We start from the raw sequence: 21,709 nt of genomic DNA, 5'->3' as shown, positions 1-21,709 counted from the left end.
AATTTGTCGCCGCTGGGCTGTCGTATTCGCCGCGGGCCGTTCGTGGAGTAGGTAGAGGCCGCCGACCGGCCGCCGCCGATGAGAGGAATCCGAGATGGCTCAGTACATGCTTTCCGTGATGGGCGACGCGAGTGTCTACGACATCCCACTCGAGGACAACCAGGCGCAGTTCGAGGCGACCGGCCGCTTCAACGACGAACTCAAGGCCGAGGGTGCGTGGGTGTTCGCCGGGGGACTCGGCCGCCCCGACGCCGCGACCACCGTTGACAACACCGGTGCCGATGTGGTGGTCACCGACGGCCCGTTTGCCGAGACCAAGGAAGTCCTCGGCGGGTTCTGGGTGATCGAGGCCCCCGATCTCGACGCCGCTCTCAAGATCGCCGCCCGGGCATCGAACGCCTGCGAGGCCACGATCGAGATCCGGACGTTCGATCAGGCATGACAACTCATGTCCGCGCGGAGATCGATCGGATCTACCGCGAGGAGTACGGCCGGGTGATCGCCTCGCTCGCCCGCCGATTCGGTGATCTCGACATCGCCGAGGACGCGGCGGGCGAGGCCCTGCTCACCGCTGTGCAACGATGGCCCACCGACGGCACCCCACCCAATCCGGGCGGATGGTTGACCACCACCGCCGGAAACCGCGCCATCGACCGCATCCGCCGCGAATCTCTGCGTGACACAAAGCATCAGGCTGCCATGATCATCGACGACCCCACGCCACACGAACCGACCGGTCCCGTCGTCGACGACCGGCTCCGGCTCATGTTCACCTGCTGCCACCCGGCCCTCGCACAAGAGGCGCGTATCGCACTCACCCTGCGGTTGCTCGGCGGACTCACCGTCGCGGAGATCGCCCGCGCATTTCTGGTCCCCGAGACGACGATGGCCCAACGCATCACCCGCGCCAAGGCCAAGATCAAGGCCGCGCACATCCCCTTCCGCGTGCCGGACCGGGACGACGTCACCGACCGGCTCGACGGTGTGCTCACCGTGATCTACCTGATCTTCAACGAGGGCTATCTCGCCGGCGCCGGCGACGACCCGATGCGCGCCGATCTCACCGCCGAGGCCATCCGTCTCGGCCGCCTCATGCGGGAGCTGCTTCCCGATGACGGCGAGGTCGCCGGCTTGCTGGCGTTGATGCTCCTGATCGAATCCCGTAGCGCCACCCGCGTCGACGACGGTGCGCTGGTGACGCTCGACGAACAGGACCGCGACAGTTGGGACCGCGCGCTGATCGGCGAGGGCCACACACTCGTGCGCGAATGCCTCGCCCGGGTGAGCGCCGGACAGGCCCGACCTGGGCGCTATCAGATCATGGCTGCCATCAACGCCGTTCACACCGATACCCCCGACGCTCGCGACACCGACTGGGGTCAGATCGTCGAACTCTACGACCAGCTGTATGCGGTGTCACCGACCCCGATCGTCGCGCTCAACCGTGCCGTCGCCATCGCCGAACTCGACGGTCCTGACGTGGCGCTGGCCATCATCGACGGTCTCGCTCTGGACGGCTATCACCCGTGGCATGCGACGCGCGCCGATCTGTTGCGACGGCTGCGACGTGATGCCGACGCGCGGGTTGAGTACGACGCCGCGATCGCCGCGACCCAGAATACGGCCGAGCGGCGGTATCTGGAGCGGCGGCGCGACGATCTGGGCAGGTGAACGGCTGCCGATCACCCGCAGTTCGCCGGCGCGGACCGTCCGCGGATCGCCGCATCGGCGAACTGCTGACTGTCCTGCAGCGACGCGGTAACCGTGCCACGGTGATCGGCCCCCTGATAGATGCGATAGTCGACCGCCTTCGACCGCTGGCACAGGGTGTCGACCAGGCTGTCCGTGCCAGGTTTGGCGACGAGGGTGTCGGCGGTGCCCTGCGCGATCAACACCGGTACACGCGGGGTGGTGCGCCGCGGATCCTGCGTGTCGAGATAGGCGGTGAGCGGGCCGAAGTCGGCATCGGTGCGGAAAAATCAGAACTGGGAACCGTGGCGACCGAACGCATCTGGGTCAGGCACTTGGTGCGTGCGACCTGCAACAACGGGTCCATCGCCGGTGTGAAGATCTTGGCCGGATCGATCGACGGCCGGGCCGCCTGCGCGCCGAGAACGATCAACGGCAGAAAGGCCTGGGCCGCTTCGGCGCCCGGCTGACCGGACTTCACGTACTCGACGGTCTGGCTCAACCCCACCCCGCCGGGCGCGAGTGCGATGGCGGCCTTCAGCGACAGGGAGGGCTGTCGGGAGTCGGCCTGCTGCGCGGCGAACAGCGCGGCTTGGCCGCCCTGACTGTGGCCCATGGCCACCCAGTTCCGTCCGATGTGCGGATTGACGCGTTGCGCGGCGCGGACGATGTCGGCGACGGTGTTGGCCTCGCTGGGCCCGTTGATGTACGGATGCCCACCGGGGGTGCCGAGCCCTTCGTAGTCCGTCTGCACCACGGCGTAGCCGCGCCGCACCCAGGTGTCGAGGGTCTGAGTGATCGCTCCGAGATAGTCGTGGGACAGACCGTCGGAGGTGTCGCGCGATGGTGCGCACGGATCGGCGTACCCGGTGGTGCCGTGCGCCCAGCTGATGGTGGGCCAACCGCCGGGCGGCGGTGGGGTGCGTGGCACCGACACGGTGCCGGAGACGACGATCGGTCCGCCCTGCGCTCCCGTCGAGGCGTAGGTGATGGCGGTGGTGGCCGCCGCTCCGGGGAGGGCCGCGGCGGTGTGCAGGGGACGTTCGCTGAGCAACGTTCCGGCGATCGGACCACCCGGTCGTCCGGGCTGCGCTGATGCCACCGCGGTGCAGGTGACCGCCGCGCAGATCGCTACCGACGCCGCCACGATTCGCTTACTTGTGTTTCGCATTGTGCTGTCTCTCCTGATGATTGGCGGATTGGGTCGGTCACACCGTGGGCGCGACGGACCACCGGTTGGCGATGAGCCGATACTGACCCGCCGTCATGGACGAAACCGCCTCATACAGGCGGTAGTACTCGGTGTGGCAGATGCGCCATGCACCATCGATGCGCCGGTAGCGGTCGGTGTAGTACGACGTTCCCGTGACGATCGTGTCCAGCTCGGGCACGATCACGGTGTCGCTCATCGACCAGAGACCCGATGCCGTGTCCCCGGAGTCGTCCACCGTGATCTCGGGGTTGCCGAAGGTGTGCGTGGTGACGATGTCGCCCGAGATCGAACGCCGCATGAAGTCGACGATCGCATCGCGATTGTCGAAATGCAGTGGTTCTCCCTGGGCGACAGTGCCGTACCGTGCGGTGGCGTCCTCGGTGAAGGTGGCGGCGAAGTCATCCCACAGGCGGTTGTCGAGGCATCGGCCGTATCGATGCTTGAGGGTGGTGATGTCGTGGACGGCGGTCAGCGTGGCGAGGTCGGTGGCCATCGAGGGTTTCTCCGTGGGTTCGTTGGGGTGGGGCTGGGCGAAGGGCGGCAGCAGCTCACGGCGAGCCGACGGGGGCGACCGCCCGATAGGAGTGGCTCCGTTCCGGTCGTTCCCAGAGGATGTCCGCCGCGACGTCGGTGGACTGGGCCGCGAGGGTGCGCTTGAGGATCTTGTTGGTGGCCGTGGTGGGCAGATCCGTTGCGACGCGGACAAACCGCGGCCACGCCTTGGGTGACAGATCCTGTTGGGCGGCGAGGAAGGACGTGAACTCGTCGACGGTCAGTTCGGCGTGCTCGCGCAGCACGATGGCGGCCATCAGTTGATCGCCCACGCGCTGGTCGGCGACACCGTAGACGGCCACCCGACTGATCTGCGGGCAGCGTTGCAGGATGCGCTCGATGGGTGCGGCGGTGAGGTTTTCGCCGTCGACGCGCAACCAGTCGGCGGTGCGGCCGGCCAGATAGATCCAGCCGTCGGCGTCCTTGTACGCGAGATCGCCGGACCAGTACATGCCCTCGCGCATCCGCTCCGCATTGGCCCGGTCGTTGTTGTAGTAGCCGGCGAAGAATCCTGCACCGGTGGTGTTGACCAGTTCGCCGATGGCGGCGTCGGGATTCGTGAGCCGCCCGGTGTCGTCGAAAACCGCGGTGGCGCACTCTGCCACGGGATCGTCGCGATACACCGCGACGCCGGGGATGCCGCGGCCGATCGATCCTGGTGGCGTTCCGTCGTCGCGGGTGACGATGACGGCATTCTCCGTGGAACCGAATCCGTCGACGACACGGGTGCCGAAACGCTCTGTGAACTCCTCGATATCGCGGTCGGAGGCCTCGTTGCCGAAGGCGATGCGCAGGGGGTTGTCGGCGTCGTCGGGGCGTGGCGTGGTGGCGAGCACGTAGGCCAGCGGCTTGCCAACATAGTTCATGTAGGTGGCGCCGTAGTCGCGGATGTCGGCGAGAAACCGTGACGCCGAGAACCGTGCCGGCGCCATGGTTCCGCCGGTGGCCACCGCCGGGGCATAGCCGGCCAGGATGGCGTTCGAGTGGAACAGCGGCATGGACAGATAGAACACGTCCGACGACGCGAGGCCGAGCCGCTCGGTGAGGTTCTGCCCGGCGAACACCGCCATGTGATGCGACACCAGTACGGCTTTGGGATCACCGCTGGTGCCGGAGGTGAAGATCAGCATGAACGGATCGGACGGCGCGACCTGACGGTGCGGCACCAACTCGCCTGCTGTCTCGCAGTCGGATTGCCATGCTGCCGTGTCGACATCGATCACCTCGACGCCGGACAGGTCGAGACCGGCCAGCAGCGGCGCATGGTCGGCGTCGACGAGCAGCACCTGGACGTCGGCGGTGCGCAGGTCCGCCAGCAGCGCCGATCCGCGGCGGGTGGCGTTGACCCCGCACAGCACGTAACCGCCCAGCGCGGAGGCGGCGATCGCCGACAGCATCTGCGGGGTATTGCCCAGGAGCGCACCGACGTGCATCGGGCGCGCCCGATCGGCGACGGCCAGCACGGCCGCGGCATGCCGTCGCGCACGCGTCACGTACTCGCGCCAGGTCAAGCGCACGGAAATGGTGTCGCTGTTGTGGACCAGCGCGAGACTATCGCGGTCGGCGTACTGCCCGAGGAGTTCTTGCATCGTGTCGGCCACGGAGGTCTCCGATCTGATCGGTTCGGGTGAGAGTGGTTGTCAGACGGCATCTGCCAGCACGCATCGCGCGCCGGTGAAGATGGTCGGCATGCACTTGTTGCAGTGGATGCACAGCGACTGTGCGTGCGATTCCTTCTGCAGGCGGTGCACGAGGTCCGGCTCGCGCAGCAGGGCGCGGGCCATCGCGACGAACTCGAATCCCTCGGCGAGAGCCCGGTCCATGTCCTGGTTGTCGGTGACGCCGCCGAGCAGGATGAGCGGCATGTCGACCGCGGCACGGATCTGCCGCGCCTCGGGCAACATGAACAGCGGGGTGTAGGGGTACTCCTTGATGAAGAACCGGCCGAGTGCCTTCACCCCGGTGCGGACCGGCTGCGGCATGGTTGCGGCGAAATCCCGGATCGGCGCGTCCCCCTTGAACAGATACATCGGGTTGAGCAAGGAGCTGCCCATCGTCAGTGCGAGCGCGTCCAGGCTCCCATCGGATTCCAGCCATCGCGCCACGGCAATCGCCTCGTCGACCCAGAACCCTCCTGCGACACCGTCGTCCATGTTCAGCTTCGCGGTGATGGCCATGCGACCGCCCACCGCATCGCGGACCGCTCGCGCGCATTCGAGTACGAGTCGGGCCCGGTTCTCCAGCGATCCGCCATACCGGTCGGTTCGCTTGTTGAGGCGTGGGCTGAGGAACGCGCTGGCAAGATAGTTGTGGCCGAAATGCAGTTCGACAGCATCGAATCCACTCTCGAGTGCCAACCGGGCAGACTCGGCGTGGGCACGCACGATCCGGGTCAGGTCGTCCTCGGTGGCCGCCTTGGTACGGCCCATGCTCATCGGGCTGAACATCGCCGACGGGGACAACGCCGGAAGCTTGGTGGACTGGGCGTTGGCCACCGGTCCCGCGTGCCCGATCTGCGCCGAGGCCGCCGCACCCTCGACATGGATCGCATCGGTCAGATCACGCAGTCCGGCTACCGCTTCCGGCCGCATCCAGATCTGGCCGCGCTGGGTGCGACCCTCCGGCTGCACCGCGAGGTAGGCAACGGTCGTCATGCCGACCCCGCCCGCGGCCGGGCGGCGGTGGAAGTCGATGAGGTCATCGGTGACCAACGCCTTGGGGGTGCGTCCCTCGAAGGTGGCCGAACGAATGATGTGATTGCGCAACGTGATCGGTCCGAGCTGGGCCGGCTCGAAAATCGTGGGCGCATGGGCGAGGGGCATGGCTGGTCCTCAGAGGTCGTGGAACTCGATGATCGGTAGGTGAGCGGTGCTGTCAGGCGGTGACGCGGGCGGCGGCGCCGGCGTCGACCGGGACCACCGTGCCGGTGATGTGTGCGCTGCGTTCGTCGGCGAGGAACAGCACCGCGCGGGTCACCTCTTCCGGCTCGAGGAAGGCCACGGGCTGGGCGTGCAGCGACGCGAAGATGGGCTCGACATCGGCGCGTTCCGGATTCGGCAGATCTGGACGCATCCGGGCATACAGTATCTCGTTGTGCACCATCGGTGTCGAGATATTGCCGGGGGCAACGACATTGACGGTCACGCCGGTACCGGCCAACTCGAGTGCGGCGCTCTTGCTCATCCCGATGACCCCCCATTTCGAGGCGCTGTAGGCAGTCATGCCGGGTGCCGCGGACCGGCCCATCATCGAACTGATCGTCACGATCCGTCCGTAGCCGCCCGCGACCATCGTCGGTGCGGTGGCCGCGATGGTGTTGAACACGCCCGTCAGGTTCGTCGAGATCACCTCATGCCATGCGGCCTGCGAGAGGTCGCCGATGGCTGCGGCGACAGACACACCCGCGTTGGCGATGACCACATCGATGCGGCCGAGTTCGGCGACAGCACGAGCCGCGACCTCGTCCATCGCCGCTCGGTCGCCGACGTCGGCGTAGGCGGTGATACACCGACGGCCGCGGGCGGTCACCAGGCCGGCCGTTTCGTCGAGGTCGGCGCGCGACGCCAGGGCGTAGGGCACCGCATCGCTGTCGGCGCAGCGGTCCACGAGGGCGATGTCGGCGCCCTGCTCCGCCAGCGCGAGCGCGTGGCTGCGGCCCTGACCGCGGGCACCGCCGGTGATCAGGGCGACCCTGCCGGTGAAATCTGTCATATGTGCACCCCATGATCGGTCGAATAATCGACCGAGTCGGTAGATTGTGTTCGGCGTCACGCTATACCGGGGTATGCCGCGGAGTCAACCGCGAGGTCCAACCGACGCCGAGGTCGACGGGGGGAGTCGTCTAGCTGGGGCGGCGGCCGCCTAGGGCGCTGGTGATGGTGTCGGCGGCCGCCGTGAGATCGTCTCCACGCTCGGCGATTTCGGAAACGCTGAGGGCGTCGAGCACATAGACGGCCAGCAGGAGCGACTGCTCGCCCTGCTCGTCGAAGGTGGGCGCCGAGATGACCCCGACGCGATGGGAGGTGGCAGGGGCGGCGGCGTCGAGTTCGTCGCGGTACAGAATTCGTTGTTCGCGCATGCCGGCAAGTAGTTCGGCTATCAACGCGCGGACGTCGGCGGAAAGGTCTTGTCCGGCGCTGCCGAGAATGCGATAGACGCGTTCGAGGGTGGGGGAGAGGTTCTCCACCAGATAACCGGTCGTGCGGCACTCGACCGCCATGCGGTGCAGTTCGTCGACATCGATACCCCACGAGTGGTGCTCGTCGACCCAGCGGGCGAGCACGTCGTCGGGCTGCCACAGGATGTACATCAGCCCGGTGGGGAGGGCGAAGGGGAAGGTCTGGCCGCGGCTGGCCAGCGGTTGGACGCCGGGCGGGGTGGTCGCTTCGAAGACCATGAACTGCTCGCCGACGCGGCCGGATGCGATGCACATGGTTGCGTACCGGTCGCTGAGTCGCTGCAGTTGGCTGGCAACGACGGGGTCGAGGGCGAAGTCGCGTTCGGCGGCCCGTCCCGCGGCGACCAGAGACGGGCCGAGCCCGTAGGTCTTGGTCCGCGCGTCGAGTCGGAGGTATCCGCGTGCGGTCAGCTCGGTGAGGATCGCCAGGCACGTCGGTTTGCTGATGCCGCACGACCGCGCCAGTTCTGACAGGCCCAGGTGTTCTCCTTGACGCTGAACCAGGACGTCGAGGACATCGGCCACGCGCCTGGTGGGCGGCGACGTGCTCGTGCGACGTTCGGGGTCTACGGAGGAATCGGACACGGCCTCATCCTATTGCCCGGGGGAGGAACGCTCATGTGTTGGCCGACAGTCGCTGCTGGACCCAGGTCCAATCGATCCGTTCCTGCTCGAGACGAACCTTCTCGCCGAGCGCGTCGGCGACGAGGTCGTCGTAGAGGTCACGCTCGGCGGACGTGAGCCGGGTCAGCTCCGACGTCGCCGGACGGTCCTCGGTGACCCAACGATCGCGATGCGCAACAAGGGTTTCCCGATCCATCAGGATCGACCGGGTTTGTGGAAGCCAGGCCCGCAGCCGGTCGAGGATGGCGAAGCCGTGGGTGTCCAGGTCACCCCAGTAGCGGATCGGCGCGCCGGCCAGCCAGGGCAGACGGCCGATCCGATCCACCTCGAACCCCTTGCCCCACAGCACCACTTCATGGTCGGGGACGTCCACGCTCAGGTAGGTGATCTCGTTCTCGATCACGAGTGCACTGTGTGGCCGCAGGTCCAGATGTGCGAGTTCATCGGCGCGGACGGTGAGCTCGGTCAGCGGCGTGGGGAGTCCCAGCGCCGACGACGGCCGCAGCCGAACGAACTCCGGTTTCGACTGCAGGCCGAGGCCAGAGAGGAAACCGGACGCCGTCGTCGACACCCCGAGCATCGCCGCCAACACCGGGCGGTGCCGCTCGGCGAACTTGGTGTCGACACCGGGCGCGCTGATCTCACGAAGGTAGCGGTGCGAGTCTCGGTGCTTGTCCAGCCAGGCGTAGGCGGCGATCAACCGGGGCATCTCCGGTGCCAATTCGAGTGCGCGCAAGGGATATCGGAGCAGCCAGGTGCGTATGGCAGGGTGGTCGACGGCGAGATCCAGCAGCTCGTCGAATTGTCGGACCGAACTCGCCACGCCCAGCAGCGCCCACGCCTGATCGAACGATGTCACCACGGCTCGCGCAGGGAGTTGGTTGCGTCCGACGTGTCGTCCACCCACCGATTGCCATCGCAACCCATAGCGTCGGTCGTCGCGGCGGCCGGTGTCGAGCGCGGCCACCCACTCTCGGGCGGCGCCGAGATCCTCACCGATCTCCGACGCCGACGGACCACGTAGCGCTACTTCGATGGGCTCGAACGGCTCACCGGTCGCATGGGCACGCAACAGCGACCCATCGTCCCAGCGCCGCTTCACCTTTGCCGCGATGTCGTCGGAGGAGGTCCACCGACGGGTCACTTCAGCCGCCCGTCGCGGCGTGAGCGATACTCCTCGATCGTCATGGTCTGCAGCCGCGAGAAGGTGCCGGTGGGGTTGTCGACGAAGCCGATGGCCTTCACGTACGGCTCGATGACGTGCACCTTCTGCAACGGTGTGACGATAAGCAGCTGCAGGCCGAGCTTGGCGAACAGGTCCAGCGCATACCGCGTCGACACGTCCGATCCGCGTCCGAACGCCTCGTCGATCACCGCGAACCGGAAGTCGCGGGACTTCTCCACACCCCACTCCAGCCCGAACTGATAGGCCAGGGACGCCGCCAGGATCGTGTAGGCCAGCTTCTCCTTCTGCCCACCGGACTTGCCGTCGGAATCGCTGTAGTGCTCCCACTCGACGTCGGTGTCGACGTCGCGTTCGGAGGCGGAGAACACGAACCAATTGCGCACGTCGGTGACCCGGCGGGTCCAGTTCTTGTCGGAGTCGGCGTGTCCATCGCGGCCGCGGAACCGTTCGATGATGCGCTTGACATCGAGGAACCGCTGCTCCGAATACTGGTCGCCGTCGACGGCGAGACTGTCGTTGGTCAGGTTCCGCAGATCGGAACGGAACTGCGCCACATCCTGATTCGTGGTGGACTCGCGTTCCAGACGGATGTAGCGGCCCGGGTTGTAGGGCACCGCACCCAACGCCTCGTTGATCCGCGCGACGCGCTCGTCGATCGACGCGGCCTGGCGGTTGAGCCAGTTGTTGAACCCGGCGAGTTCCTGGATGGCGTTCTTGTTCAACTGCTCCTTGAACTCGAACTCGAAGCGCGGCAGGTCGTCGGTGGCGACCCGATCGCGGAACGCGACGAAATCGGCGCGGGCGTCGACGTCGGCGTCCATATCGGCGCGCAGGTCCGGCCAGCGTCGCAACACCTCGGCCATGTACTGGGCGAGGCTCTGCCCGAAACCACCGAGCTCGCGGGTGAGTCGCTCGATGCGCTGATGCAGACTCGAAGAGAGTGAATTCTCCGCGGCCGCACAATCGGCGGCCCGGGCCGGCAGCGATCCGGTGACTCGCTGCGTCAGCGCGTCATAGGAAGCGCGAGCGGTCACGATATCGGCTTCGGAGTGTTGCGCGACGAACTCATCGTCGCGCTTCTTGTGCTGCTCGGCCTGATGGGTGGTCGCGGCGGTGGTGGCGAGTGTGCCGGTGAGTTCGTCGATGGACTGCGCCACGGCCGTCGCGAGTTCGGCGTTGCGTTCCAGCGCGGTGGTGATCTCCTGCAGGCGTGAGGAACCCGCCTCCAGCCGGGCCCGCTCGGCCTCGTACTCGTCGGCCCGACGCTGGGCTTCCGCGACGTCGAGATCGGCCCAGGAGTGAAAGCCGTCGAGGCGGGCGAGCGCCTCGCGCCGTGTCTGCAACGCATCACGCTCGTCCGACAGGGCCGCCACATCGGCAGCGGCCACCGCACGTTGGCGCTCGAGATCCTCGAAATCCTCACGCAGCGCGGCGATCTTGCGCTCATTGGCCCAGCCGAGCACCCATCGACGCGGATCGTCGACGCGGTGCCGGTCGTCTTTCTCATGCCGCCCGCCGGAACGGACCTGACCTTCGCGGGTCACCGCGCGCCGTGCGGCCCGGAACTCCTCGAGGGTCGTGGCGCACTGGTGATCGGCACGCTTGATGAGTTCGTCCCGCAGGTAATCGGTGAACGGACCCTCTTTGATCTCCAGGCAGTCCGCGAGCGTCATGACACCGGAATCCTGGCGCTGCAACGGAACCCGCCGGGCCGGGACGCGTTCGTAGACCAGCTTCGCGCCGACGGTCCGCCCACCCGCGCCGTGGAACGTGAGCCGACGCCCGTTGACCCAGCCGGTCACCGCCTCATAATGCTCCTGCGGCACCAGTAACGACAGCGCGAACCCACGCAACACCCGTTCGGCCGCGCCCCGCCACTGCGCATGATCCTCGTCGACGTCGAGAAGCTCACCGGCATAAGGCAGCTCCTCGTGCGTGAGACCCAGAGCGGTACATAGCTGATCGCGCAACTGCACCTGGTCGGGCGGCAGATTGCTGGTGCGGTTGGCCAAGTCGTCGAGCTCGTCGCGGATGGCGTCGCAGCGCCGAACGGCCTCCTTTTCGCGCCCGATGGCGTCGGCGGTGGAGGCGTCGAGGGTACGTTTGATCTCGGCCAAGCGCGGCCGCTCGTCAGCGATGAGGCCGCGCAGTGCGGTGAACTGCCCTGCAGTGGTGACCTGTTCGAATGCGGCGTCGGCGACGGTGACGTCGAACAGGGTCCGCCCGTGGCGGCGTTTGTCCACATCGTCGCGGGCGGTGGCGGCGAGCCGTTCCAGCTCGCCGACCCGATCACCACCGGCGCGGGCACGTTCCTCGATCAGCGATTCACGTTCGCGGTTCAGATTCCGTTGCTGCGCCTTGGCCGCATCCTGTTCCCGCAACAGCCGTTCGCCCTCGGCGTTCAGCGTGGCGATCTCGTCGGCGAGCAGCCCGGAGCGGTGCTCGGCGATGAACAGTCGTACGGCCGCGCGCTGGAGGTCGAGTTGATCGCGTTCGGCAAGGGCAGCATCGTATTTCGCGGCGGTCGTCACGATGGGATCAAGTGCCTCGAGTTGTTCCCGGGCCCGTTTGACCGCATCATGGGCCTTGGTGAGGTCCTCGAAGTGGCCGATGATGTCGCGGACCCGATCGGTCGAGTCGCTGGGTTCGAGCATGTGGTCGCGAACGAAGTCGTTGAGGTTGCCGACCGACTTCATCGACACGGTCTGATGCAGCAACTCGAGTGCCTGCTCCGAGCGGATGCCGAGCAGACGCCGCAACGACGTCGAGTACTTGGGGAACTCGTCGACCACATCCGCGCCGGCGGACCGCAGGCGTTTGCGCAGATCCCGCAGGTCGGAGCCGAAGTCGGCGAAGTCGGTGGCGATGGCGAGCTGTTTGGTCGCGGTGACGTAGAAGCGATACGGCTGTCCGGCGCTGTCGCGCTGCTGGAAGACCTGCGCGAGGGTGACCGTCTCGTCGTAGCCGGGATTGTTGAAGACGCCGAGGATCACCGAATAGGTGCCACGGTCCTGACGCAGCCCCTTGGCGCGCGAACGTCCGGTGGCCTCTTGGCGCTCGGACTTGTAGTGGCCCTCCACGTAGGAGCGCAGCGTGCGTTCCTTGGCCTCGGCGCCGGCGGCCTTGTTGTAGGCGATCTTGTGCGCGGGCATCAGCAGGGTCGTCACCGCGTCGACCAGGGTCGACTTGCCGGAGCCGATGTCGCCGGTCAACAGTGCGGTATCGGTGTTGGGGCTCAGCCGCCACACCTGCCGGTCGAAGGTGCCCCAGTTCAGGACCTCGACGTGCTGGAGCCGGAATCCTGCGCCGCCACTCGGCGCGGCGAGTTCGACCGCCGAGAACAAGCCCTCAGTCATCCGAGGTCACCGTCCCGGCATACTCGCGTAGCTTGCTCGCGAAGTCCGACAGTGTCTGCGCGTCGACGTACGCCTTGATGATCCGCCGGACCTCCCACTGATCGGTCTGCCCACGCAACTGACGGACGAACCCCAGTTCGACCGCCTTCTTGATCGTCGACTCCGCCTGGTCGACCAGGCGTGCCTCGTTGGTCGACTCGGCCTGGAACAGTCGCAGCATCTCCACGATCTGATCGGTCGACAGCACGAGTCGTCCTTCGCCGCCGGTGATCTCGAATTCCAGTAGCCGCTTGCGCAACAGCACCAGCAGCAGACTCACGTTGTAGGTCAACGCGCGTCGGCGCACCAGACGCGGAAGTGGTTCGTCGCCTTCCTCATCCGGACGCGATCGGAGATAGGCGTAGCCCTCGGAGTCATCGACCACCACGTCGACGCCGATGGTGGCGAAGTGATCGCGCACGCCCGCACCGGAACGTTCGAGCGTGGCCCAGGTGTCCTCGTCGGATTCGCGGTACACCACACCCTGCATCAGCCGGATGATGGCGTGTGCGATCGCGCGTTCGTCGGTCATCGTCGCCTCACCGTGACTCTCGGCAACCGGGCACGTTTCGTGGTGTCCGGATCGTCAGGGTCGGGGTATTCCAGCAGGGTCTCGTCGGTGTCGTCGATGTCGACGCTCACGTCGTCGTCATCGAGCGCGAGGTAGCCGACGATCTCCGCGGCGCCCTGCTCGATCGGATACATGCTCACCACGTCGGTCAGCAACGCCGACGACCGCTCCGGCAGGATGTGGCGGATGTTGGCCGCCAGTCGGGCCTGGTCGACATACGTCTGGGTGAACAGGAGATCGGCATCGACCTGCTCGGTCGCATCGTCGATCTGGCTCTCGACGGTGACCGCGGCAGGCTGCTGATAGAGCGGCCGTTCGAACGGGAGGGTGATCTCGATCCCGGGCTGATCCACCTCGAGCCCGAATGAGGGTGCTCTGCCACGTACGTCGATGGCTGCACTCTCCACGGTGCGGACCAGGTCGAGGACGCGACGGTTCTCCAGCCAGACCTGATCGTCGAGGAAGCGGCGCAGCTGTTCGGAGATCTGCCGAACTGTGCGCTGGGTGCGGTCGGCAGCCTCTGACCAGTCATGGTGGATGCCGCGGATGCGTTGGTCGGCGTCGACGATGTCGAGCGAGGACACCTTGGCCAGCAGCTCCGACAATTCGGTCTGGCGGGCGTCGGACAGCAGGAATTCGTAGAACGACGCGAAGCTGCGACCCTGATCGGACCCCGAGATCTCCGACCGGCTCCCGACCAGGTCGGCGAGCAGCTCGCCCTTCGGCCCGTCCCAGGAGGCGATCTTCTCGCGGGCGGCGCGATCGAGGAGGCGAAAATTGTCCTCGACCTCGCGGAAGTCCGACAGCAGCTCACGGGCGGTCGAGGCCAACTGTTGATAGCGGTCACGGACCCCGGTCGAGTCGAGCACCGCGACGTCACCGGACTCGACCGCCGCGATCTCGGCGTCGATCTCGGCGCGGCGGCGTCGCAGCTCGGTCAAGCGGATCTCCGGGTCGGCCTCGGTGCCGTGCACGATCTGACGCAGCAGCTCGACGACGGTGTGCAGCCGGGATTCGGTGCCGACGAACGAGCGTCCCTGCAGCGAGACCACCCATGCGTAGGCCTTCTCGAACGCCGGCGTGACCTCGTAGTGGACCTCGTCGTCGCCGGGCGGATAGAAACGCCGCAGGTAGCCGGCGTCGGTGGCCGACCAGTCCTCCAGGTAGGCGCGTGGTTCCTTCGGGAACCGGGGCTGCCCGTCCTCGGTCGGCGCGTCGGCATTGAGGTCGTAGATCAGGTCGTCCAACGCCGCGGCCAGGGCACTTGCCGAGCTGGCGCCACGATTGCCCTCGACGAAGAAGTTCCCCAGGAACGCCAGGATGAGCGGCGAGTTGTGGGCACGCAGCAGCCGCCACGCGGGATGGCGATCCCACATGCTGCCGAAGGCCTCGAAGTCCACGGGGTCAAGGGTAGGCAACAGGGCGGACAAGGGCGCAACACACCGTGGGCAGGCCGACCGAAGAACCATCGCGTAGTCCTCAGCCCCGCACGCGCGCACTCACCGTGCCGCGTAGACCCCCGTCCGGCACCTCCGGCCGATGCCGGACAATGAACCGAGTGTTCGACAGTCTGCAGCCCGCACGCCCCGCCCCGGATCTTCGACGATGACCGCCCGACCCCGCTCCACCCAGGCGATGGCGATCTGGCTCGTGGGGCTGTCGGTGTACTTCGTCGCGGTCCTGCACCGCTCGTCCCTGGCCGTCGCCGGTCTGCTCGCGGCGCAACGCTTCGATATCAGCGCATCGCAGTTGTCGACGTTCGTCGTGCTGCAGTTGCTGGTCTACGCGCTGATGCAGGTGCCGGTCGGACTGCTGGTCGACCGGTTCGGGCCCCGACGCGTGCTCCTGTCGGGCACGTTCATCCTCACGTGCGCGCAGCTGAGCTTCGCGTTCGCCGACAACTACGGCTGGGCGCTGTCGTCACGGTTCTTCGTCGGTGTCGGTGACGCGATGACCTTCGTGTGTGTCCTGCGCCTGGTGAACTCGTGGTTCCCGGTGCGTCGCATCCCGCTGATGACCCAGCTGACCGGTGTGCTCGGGCAGCTCGGCGCCGTGGCGGCAGCGGTGCCGATGACGCTGGCGTTGTCGGCGTGGGGTTGGACGCACGCCTATCTGGCCACCGCCGGGCTCGGTGCGGTCCTGCTGGTGGCGACACTCGTGGTGGTGCGCGATTCGGCGGAGATGCGGACCACCTCAGGCCCGATGCTCGGGTTGACCGGCATCAAGAACAGCCTGGCGGCGTCGTGGGAACATCCGGGTACCCGGCTCGGGTTCTGGATGCACTTCTCCTCCCAGTTCAGCGCGACGGTGCTCGGGCTCTTGTGGGGCTACCCGTTCTTCGTGGAGGGGGAGGGTTTGAGCGCGGCGTCGGCCGGTCTGTTGCTCACGATCATGGTGCTCTCGATCATGGGATTCGGCCCGACGTTCGCGTGGCTGATCACCCGATGGCCGTGGCATCGGTCGACGCTGGTGCTGCTGGTGATCGCCACCATCGCGACCGCATGGGCCGTGGTGCTGGCCTGGCCGGGTGAAGCGCCGTTCTGGTTGCTCGTCGTGCTGGTGGTGATCTGCGGCATGGGTGGTCCGGCTTCGATGGTCGGTTTCGACCTCGGCCGCACGTCGAATCCCGTGTTCCGGGTGAGCACCGCCACCGGAATCATCAATCAGGGTGGGTTCATCGCCAGCCTCACCACGGTGGCGTTGATCGGGTTGCTGCTCGACTGGCGCACTCCCGACGGCGTCTCCGGCTATCCCGCCGAGGCGTTCACCTGGGCGATGTCGGCCCAGTTCCTGCTGTGGGGACTCGGCGCGACGCAGATCTGGCGGTATCGCCGCAAGGGTCGTGCCCGGCTGCTCCGCGACGACCCGGCGCTGTGGTCACAGCAGTCCGGACGGCCCGTTCCGACGCGGGGGCCTGAGGACCGGTAGCACCCCGACGCGGGTCTTCTTGGATGGCGCGGTTCGGTTCGGGCGGCGCGGGCGGTCGACGACCCGCGTTCTCCCAGCCGGCCCGCGCCTTCCCGCTCGACCTCCACCGTCCGGCCCTTGCCCTCGTGCCTCGGGGTTCGTGACCCGGTCCGCGCCGCGAAGGGTCAGGTCTGCCCGCCGACCCCGATCTCGTTGCCGTCCGGGTCGCGAAATACCACCTTGGTGATCCCGTTTCCGTAGGTCTCGCGCGATTCGGGTTCGACGCCGCGCTCGGCCGCCGACGCGAGGAAGTTGGCCAGATGATCGACGAACAGGGTGAGGTGGCCATGCCCGGCATCATCGGGCGCCACCACGACGTACACGTGGCCGTGCTCGGTCAGCGTCCACACCCGTTCGACGTCGTTGGGTTCGAACGACTCGACATCGCCGAACAAGCGCCCGAACCACTCCACCGACCGCGCCAGGTCGCCGACCGGCACACCCGCGAACACATCCATCGTCATCACTTCCATGCGAGGGCATTGGGCGAACCGGTCGCCGCACAGAGCATTGAATCGCCGGCGCCGTCGCAGGACAAGGGGAAGGACGGCCACGAACGCCCCAGTTCTCGGCCACCGTCGCACGTCGCTCGGAGTCCCAAGTCGACTCCAAGTGCGGTGCGCGACTCTTTTCCCAGACGTCAGTCCGTCGAAGAGGAGAGCCATGACCACGCTTGATCCGTTCACAACCCGATCTGCGTCCCCTACGTCGGTGTCCACCCGCGCCACCGGAATCGCGCTGGCGATCGGCGCCACGGCGTGGGGCCCGACGATGTCCGCCGTCGGCGACCACGAAGGGTTCGACAGGCAGTCGGTCCTCCTCGGCATCACCGCTCTCGTCTTCCAGTGCGCGATCATCGCCCTGCTCAGGGTCCAGTACCGCACGCGCGCGATGGGACCGGGCCGAGTCGCCCGGATCGGCTATCGCATCCAGCTCACGCTGATGGCAGGCGCTGTCGTGTCCACGATCCTCGACACGTTCTGGCTCATCCACGGATCGGTGGTGTGGGCGATCTTCGACGTGTGCTGGCCGCTGTCCATGCTCGGCATGGTGATCATCGGTATCCGCATCGCAGTCGCCGGCAGGTGGACCGGCGCCTTGCGCTGGCACACGCTGTTCGCCCAGAGCTGGTTCTTCTGGGCGCTGCCTCTCAGTGCCATCCCCGGTATCGGGTTCTGGGGCGGTGCGGTCCAGACCATCCTCGGTTATGGATTGCTCGGAGTGCTCCTCGCCCGACGGGGAGTTGTTCCGGTTGCCACCGAGACGTAGCCAATCCGGGGCTCACGTGTTGGCGATGTATCATGATCACACACATCACCAACAAGGGAGGCCGTTGTGGCGGTGACTCAGATCGACCTCGATGACGACGCCTTGGCCGAAGTGATGAGACTCGCCGGGGTCCATACCAAGAAAGAAGCCGTGAACCTCGCGATGCGTGACTATGTCGAGCGGTTCCGGCGCGTCGAAGCTCTCGCCCGGACTCGGCAACAGGCAGCAAGTTGGGACCATGAAGGATGGCTCGAAGCCCGGGCCGACGAGAAGGCCACCGGACCTTGATCGCCTTCCTCGCGGACTCTTCGGCGATATGGCGAATCCAACGGCAACCGGAAGTCACCGAGGCCTGGTACCCCTCGCTGGTGAGCGGAGCAGTCGGGTCGTGCGAACCCCAACGCACCGAATTCCGCAGATCGGCCCGCAACGTGCGCGAGTTCGATGAGATGAACCAGATGTTCCGCGATGTCTACCCCGATGTTCTCGTCCCGAAATCTGTTTGGCGGTGGATCGATTCGGCGCAGTATCGGCTCTCGAGCGTGGGTGCGGCCCGCGCCCTGTCGGTCGTTGATCTGCTGATCTGTGCCACCGCAGCCGTGACTGGTCTGGTGGTCCTCCATGATGATTCCGACTACGACCTGGCTGCCCGCCACCTTCCCGATGTCGAGGTGCGCCGAGTCGTTGGCGGCCCTGGTCATCCGTGACCATCGTGGCGCCGTCGCGGTCACCGGCGCCCGAAACGTAAGTCGTTGACATGACATGTGTTCCGAGGCTTACTGCCATGCGTCGTCGGACTTTGGGCGCAACTCTTGGTATTTCAGCACCGTTAGTTCGCGCCACTAATCGAAGGCGGAAAAGGTGCGATATGTGGTGATTCCCTGAATAGATTTTGGGACAACGGCTTTCCTGGTATCGAAACCCGTGATTGTGATGGTGCCAATCATCGTGACCGTTCCCCGGAGCGGCGGTTGCGAAACGATTGCGGCAAACCCCTTCCGATCGTCGGACGATGCGTGGAGGATGGGTCTAGGCAGCCAACCACCAATTGAGGAGGCAGCCATAATGTCATGGAAAGTAGCGGGAACCTACATCGAAACGTGTTCGTGTGATTTCGTGTGTCCCTGCAATTTCAACCTCGCGCACGGTGCCGATTACGACTTCTGCCGAGTGGCGTTTGTCTTCAACGTCACGAGCGGTGAGGTCGACGGGACCGAGGTCGCCGGGTCAGTGGTGGCTCTCGTGGCCGATACCCCGAAGGTCATGACCGAGGGCAACTGGCGGGTAGGTGTGTTCATCGACGACAAGGCGTCCGCCGAACAGGCTGAGAAACTCGCGGGTGTCTTCAGCGGCCAACTCGGCGGTCCGATGGCGGCGTTGGGTCCGTTGGTCGGCGAACATCTGGGTGTCGAGCGAGCCCCGATCGACGTGGTCGAGGACGGCCTGAACCACTCGGTGCGCATCGGCGACGCGGTCGACTTCGAGATCGAGGACGTCGTGCCGTTCGGTATCGAGACAGGCGAACCCGTCCGCATCACCGGTATGTTCCATCCGGCCGGCTCGGAGTTCGTGGTCGCCGAGACCAAGCGCAGCAACATCAACGCTTTCGGAATCGAAATCGAGGGGAAGTCGGGGTTGTCGGCCGCGGAGTTCGCCTGGGCTGCCTGAGCCGGTGACGGTCCAACATCGCGACGCCGGTCCGGCGCTGCCACGGTCGATGTATCTGGCGGCGCGGACCCGCACCGGGCTGGTCGTGCTGCTGTTCGCGCTGGCCATCGGCGCGTGGTGGTTCACGGTCGACGCGATGCGGGGCATGGACAACGGCCCCGGCACAGCCCTGGGGGCACTCGGTTGGTTCGTCGGTGTCTGGCTGGTGATGATGGCGGCGATGATGCTGCCGTCGGTCTGGCCCACGGTGGCGCTGTACTCGCGGATGACCAAGACCCGCTCCCCGGTCGCGCCGCTGGTCTTCGTATCGGGCTACCTCCTGACATGGACCGCTGCCGGAGTGCTGGCGTTCGCCATCTCGGAAGCCGGTCGGCGTCTCCTCGGTGACAGCGTGTCCTGGGATCACGCCGGCCGATGGCTGGCCGGTGGCGTACTGATCGTGGCGGCGGTCTACGAACTCACCCCGGCCAAGACGGTGTGCCTGCGTCACTGCCGCAGCCCGCTGGGGTTCCTCCTCGGACATTGGCGCGACGGCACGACGGGCGCCGTGCGGATGGGTGTCTCCCACGGCGCATGGTGTCTGGGCTGCTGCTGGGCGCTGATGGCCTCGCTGTTCGCGCTGGGCATCATGAGCATCGTCTGGATGGCGTTCGTGACCGTGCTGATCACCGTCGAGAAGCTGCTGCCGTGGCGACGCGTCGCCATCTACGGCACCACCGCGCTCCTGCTGGTCCTCGGAGTTCTGATCATCGTCTCCCCGGAATCCATACCAGGACTGACGATCCCGGGTGTTGCGCCGATGAGCGACATGGCGGGTATGTAGCCATGTACCGCGCCGGAGGTGAACGCCGAACGCGCCGGACAAACGAAACCCCTCGCATCGCCGTGGTCGGGCGAGACAAGGGGTGTCGTGGCTGATCCGATCGATATCAGCTGTGGCTCTTGGCCTTTCGCGCCGCGTGGTCTGCTTCCATCTCCTCGAGGGTGAGCCGCTTGATGGGGCCGACGATGACCACGTAGGAGAAGACCGCCAGCAGGGCGCACGCGCCGACGAAGATCAGGGCCAGGTCGAACGATCCGCTGTCGCCGACGAGGTAACCGATCACGATCGGGGTGGTGATCGCGGCGACCGCTCCGAAGGTGTTGAAGACACCGCCGCCGAGGCCGGAGATCTCCTTCGGCGACATGTCCGACATCACCGCCCAACCGAGGGCGCCGAATCCCTTGCCGAAGAATGCCAGCGACATCAGGACGACGATCATCCAAGAGCTGCCGACGTAGTTGCAGATCATGATGGTGCTGGCCAGCAGCAGACCGGCGACGATCGGGGTCTTGCGGGCGGCTGTCAGTGACCATCCTCGGCGGATCAGCAGGTCCGAGAACAACCCGCCGCCGATGCCGCCGACGAAGGCGCAGATGGCGGGCAGGACGGCGATGATGCCGGCCTTGAGGATCGACATGCCGCGGTCCTGAACGAGATACACCGGGAACCAGGTCAAGAAGAACCAGGTGATGGTGGTGATGGCGAACTGGCCGAGGAAGACGCCGAATGTCATCCGGTTGCGCAGCAGCATCGCCATGTAGTGCAGTTGCACCTTGCCCGACTCACGGGGCTTGGTGTCTGCGTGGTCCATGTCGACGAGGGCTCCGCCGTCCTCGATGTAATCGAACTCGCCCTGCGACAGTCGAGGGTGTTGACGGGGGCTGTAGATGACCTTGATCCACAGCAGTGCGAGCACCACACCGATACCGCCGATGACGGTGAAGACGTGCTCCCAGCCCAGTGCGCTGACCAGCCAGCCCATCAGCGGTGCGAACACGACGGTCGAGAAGTACTGGGCCGAGTTGAACACCGCGGATGCGGTGCCGCGCTCAGAGGTGGGGAACCAGGCGGCGACGATGCGGGCGTTGCCCGGGAAGGCCGGTGCCTCGCTGAGACCGACCATGAAACGAAGGATGAACAGCAGGCCCACCGCGGTGCCCATGCTGAAGTTGCCGATGAACCCCTGGAACATCGTGAACAGCGACCACGTCAGAATCGCGATTCCGTAGACCTTCTTGGAGCCGAACCGGTCGAGCAGCCATCCGCCGGGGATCTGACCGATCAGGTAGGACCAGCCGAATGCCGAGAAGATGTAACCGAGTGTGACCGACGAGATCCCGAACTCGTTCTGGATGGCGTCGCCGGCGATCGAGATGGTGGCGCGGTCGGCGTAGTTGATGACCGTCACCGCGAACACCATCGCGAGAATGGTGAAGCGTACTTTTCCCGTCTTCATGATCGAGATGGCGGTCGGCTTGGCGACCGCGGGGATGGTACTCATCGGGCAATTCTCCTGTGCTCAGTGTCTCCGATGCCAGGTCTGCGGGTGTCCCGCATCACATCGGCCGGTGAAAG

Annotated in this window: 18 protein-coding genes and 2 pseudogenes; 8 read left to right on the top strand and 12 right to left on the bottom strand. The window is 66.4% G+C overall.

What is annotated here, in order from left to right; translation table 11 throughout:
- Positions 1-94 precede the first annotated feature (94 nt).
- Positions 95-442, top strand: a complete 348-nt coding sequence (locus AC4AMJ_RS22925) for a YciI family protein (RefSeq protein WP_489898841.1) — start codon at positions 95-97, stop codon at positions 440-442.
- Entirely contained in the window at positions 439-1,671 is a 1,233-nt protein-coding gene (locus AC4AMJ_RS22920; protein WP_489914901.1) for an RNA polymerase sigma factor, read from the top strand. Before AC4AMJ_RS22925 ends, AC4AMJ_RS22920 begins: the two co-directional genes overlap by 4 nt.
- Before the next feature lie 11 nt (positions 1,672-1,682).
- On the opposite strand, the pseudogene AC4AMJ_RS22915 reads toward AC4AMJ_RS22920, so the two are convergent.
- From AC4AMJ_RS22915 to AC4AMJ_RS22870, 10 genes and pseudogenes are all read right to left on the bottom strand, one after another.
- A pseudogene (locus tag AC4AMJ_RS22915) lies at positions 1,683-2,860 on the bottom strand (alpha/beta hydrolase family protein).
- 37 nt (positions 2,861-2,897) lie between these two features.
- Positions 2,898-3,395, bottom strand: a complete 498-nt coding sequence (locus AC4AMJ_RS22910) for a nuclear transport factor 2 family protein (RefSeq protein ID WP_489914899.1) — start codon at positions 3,393-3,395, stop codon at positions 2,898-2,900.
- 55 nt (positions 3,396-3,450) lie between these two features.
- Positions 3,451-5,043: a fatty-acid--CoA ligase FadD1 gene (gene fadD1, locus AC4AMJ_RS22905; RefSeq protein ID WP_489918496.1), complete on the bottom strand. Its 1,593-nt coding sequence runs from the start codon at positions 5,041-5,043 to the stop codon at positions 3,451-3,453.
- A gap of 51 nt (positions 5,044-5,094) precedes the next feature.
- Positions 5,095-6,276 carry an NADH:flavin oxidoreductase gene (locus AC4AMJ_RS22900; protein ID WP_489914897.1) on the bottom strand — a complete coding sequence of 394 codons (1,182 nt, stop codon included), beginning with the start codon at positions 6,274-6,276 and terminating at the stop codon, positions 5,095-5,097.
- Positions 6,277-6,328: 52 nt separating this feature from the next.
- Positions 6,329-7,165 (bottom strand): mycofactocin-coupled SDR family oxidoreductase, encoded by an 837-nt coding sequence (locus tag AC4AMJ_RS22895; RefSeq protein ID WP_489914895.1) that lies wholly within the window; start codon positions 7,163-7,165, stop codon positions 6,329-6,331.
- 130 nt (positions 7,166-7,295) lie between these two features.
- The gene (locus AC4AMJ_RS22890) at positions 7,296-8,216 is read right to left on the bottom strand and encodes a helix-turn-helix domain-containing protein (RefSeq protein ID WP_489914893.1); all 921 of its coding nucleotides are present in this window, start codon (positions 8,214-8,216) and stop codon (positions 7,296-7,298) included.
- Positions 8,217-8,247: 31 nt separating this feature from the next.
- Complete coding sequence (locus AC4AMJ_RS22885) at positions 8,248-9,399, bottom strand: Wadjet anti-phage system protein JetD domain-containing protein (RefSeq protein WP_489914891.1); 1,152 nt, start codon at positions 9,397-9,399, stop codon at positions 8,248-8,250.
- Complete coding sequence (locus tag AC4AMJ_RS22880; protein ID WP_489914889.1) at positions 9,396-12,797, bottom strand: ATP-binding protein; 3,402 nt, start codon at positions 12,795-12,797, stop codon at positions 9,396-9,398. The genes AC4AMJ_RS22885 and AC4AMJ_RS22880 overlap by 4 nt, the downstream gene beginning before the upstream one ends.
- Positions 12,790-13,368 carry a DUF4194 domain-containing protein gene (locus AC4AMJ_RS22875; RefSeq protein WP_489914887.1) on the bottom strand — a complete coding sequence of 193 codons (579 nt, stop codon included), beginning with the start codon at positions 13,366-13,368 and terminating at the stop codon, positions 12,790-12,792. The genes AC4AMJ_RS22880 and AC4AMJ_RS22875 overlap by 8 nt, the downstream gene beginning before the upstream one ends.
- On the bottom strand, positions 13,365-14,783 hold the full coding sequence (locus tag AC4AMJ_RS22870) for a DUF3375 domain-containing protein (protein WP_489918495.1): 1,419 nt from the start codon (positions 14,781-14,783) through the stop codon (positions 13,365-13,367). The genes AC4AMJ_RS22875 and AC4AMJ_RS22870 overlap by 4 nt, the downstream gene beginning before the upstream one ends.
- Before the next feature lie 229 nt (positions 14,784-15,012).
- Between AC4AMJ_RS22870 and AC4AMJ_RS22865 the strand changes: the two genes are divergently transcribed.
- Positions 15,013-16,335, top strand: coding sequence for an MFS transporter (locus tag AC4AMJ_RS22865; RefSeq protein WP_489914885.1), 1,323 nt, complete (start codon positions 15,013-15,015; stop codon positions 16,333-16,335).
- A gap of 164 nt (positions 16,336-16,499) precedes the next feature.
- Here the strand turns inward: AC4AMJ_RS22865 and AC4AMJ_RS22860 are convergent, their stop codons facing one another.
- Positions 16,500-16,838, bottom strand: coding sequence for a VOC family protein (locus AC4AMJ_RS22860; RefSeq protein ID WP_489898848.1), 339 nt, complete (start codon positions 16,836-16,838; stop codon positions 16,500-16,502).
- Between the two features lie 199 nt (positions 16,839-17,037).
- Between AC4AMJ_RS22860 and AC4AMJ_RS22855 the strand changes: the two genes are divergently transcribed.
- From AC4AMJ_RS22855 to AC4AMJ_RS22835, 5 genes and pseudogenes are all read left to right on the top strand, one after another.
- Positions 17,038-17,643 carry a hypothetical protein gene (locus AC4AMJ_RS22855; protein WP_489898849.1) on the top strand — a complete coding sequence of 202 codons (606 nt, stop codon included), beginning with the start codon at positions 17,038-17,040 and terminating at the stop codon, positions 17,641-17,643.
- Positions 17,644-17,709: 66 nt separating this feature from the next.
- Positions 17,710-17,862: pseudogene (locus tag AC4AMJ_RS22850) on the top strand (type II toxin-antitoxin system VapB family antitoxin); the annotation flags it as partial.
- A gap of 149 nt (positions 17,863-18,011) precedes the next feature.
- Positions 18,012-18,350 (top strand): PIN domain-containing protein, encoded by a 339-nt coding sequence (locus tag AC4AMJ_RS22845; RefSeq protein ID WP_489898850.1) that lies wholly within the window; start codon positions 18,012-18,014, stop codon positions 18,348-18,350.
- A 358-nt stretch (positions 18,351-18,708) separates the two neighbouring features.
- Positions 18,709-19,311, top strand: coding sequence for a DUF1326 domain-containing protein (locus AC4AMJ_RS22840; RefSeq protein ID WP_489914882.1), 603 nt, complete (start codon positions 18,709-18,711; stop codon positions 19,309-19,311).
- A 4-nt stretch (positions 19,312-19,315) separates the two neighbouring features.
- A complete protein-coding gene (locus tag AC4AMJ_RS22835; protein WP_489914880.1) occupies positions 19,316-20,134 on the top strand; it encodes a DUF2182 domain-containing protein in 819 nt (272 codons plus the stop codon).
- 106 nt (positions 20,135-20,240) lie between these two features.
- Here the strand turns inward: AC4AMJ_RS22835 and AC4AMJ_RS22830 are convergent, their stop codons facing one another.
- Positions 20,241-21,635, bottom strand: coding sequence for an MFS transporter (locus AC4AMJ_RS22830; RefSeq protein ID WP_489898853.1), 1,395 nt, complete (start codon positions 21,633-21,635; stop codon positions 20,241-20,243).
- Between the last annotated feature and the right edge of the window lie 74 nt (positions 21,636-21,709).

Source organism: Gordonia sp. LMA484 (assembly GCF_058129505.1).
Note: the sequence above shows the minus strand (reverse complement) of the source record. Positions and strands in the feature narration are given on the sequence as shown.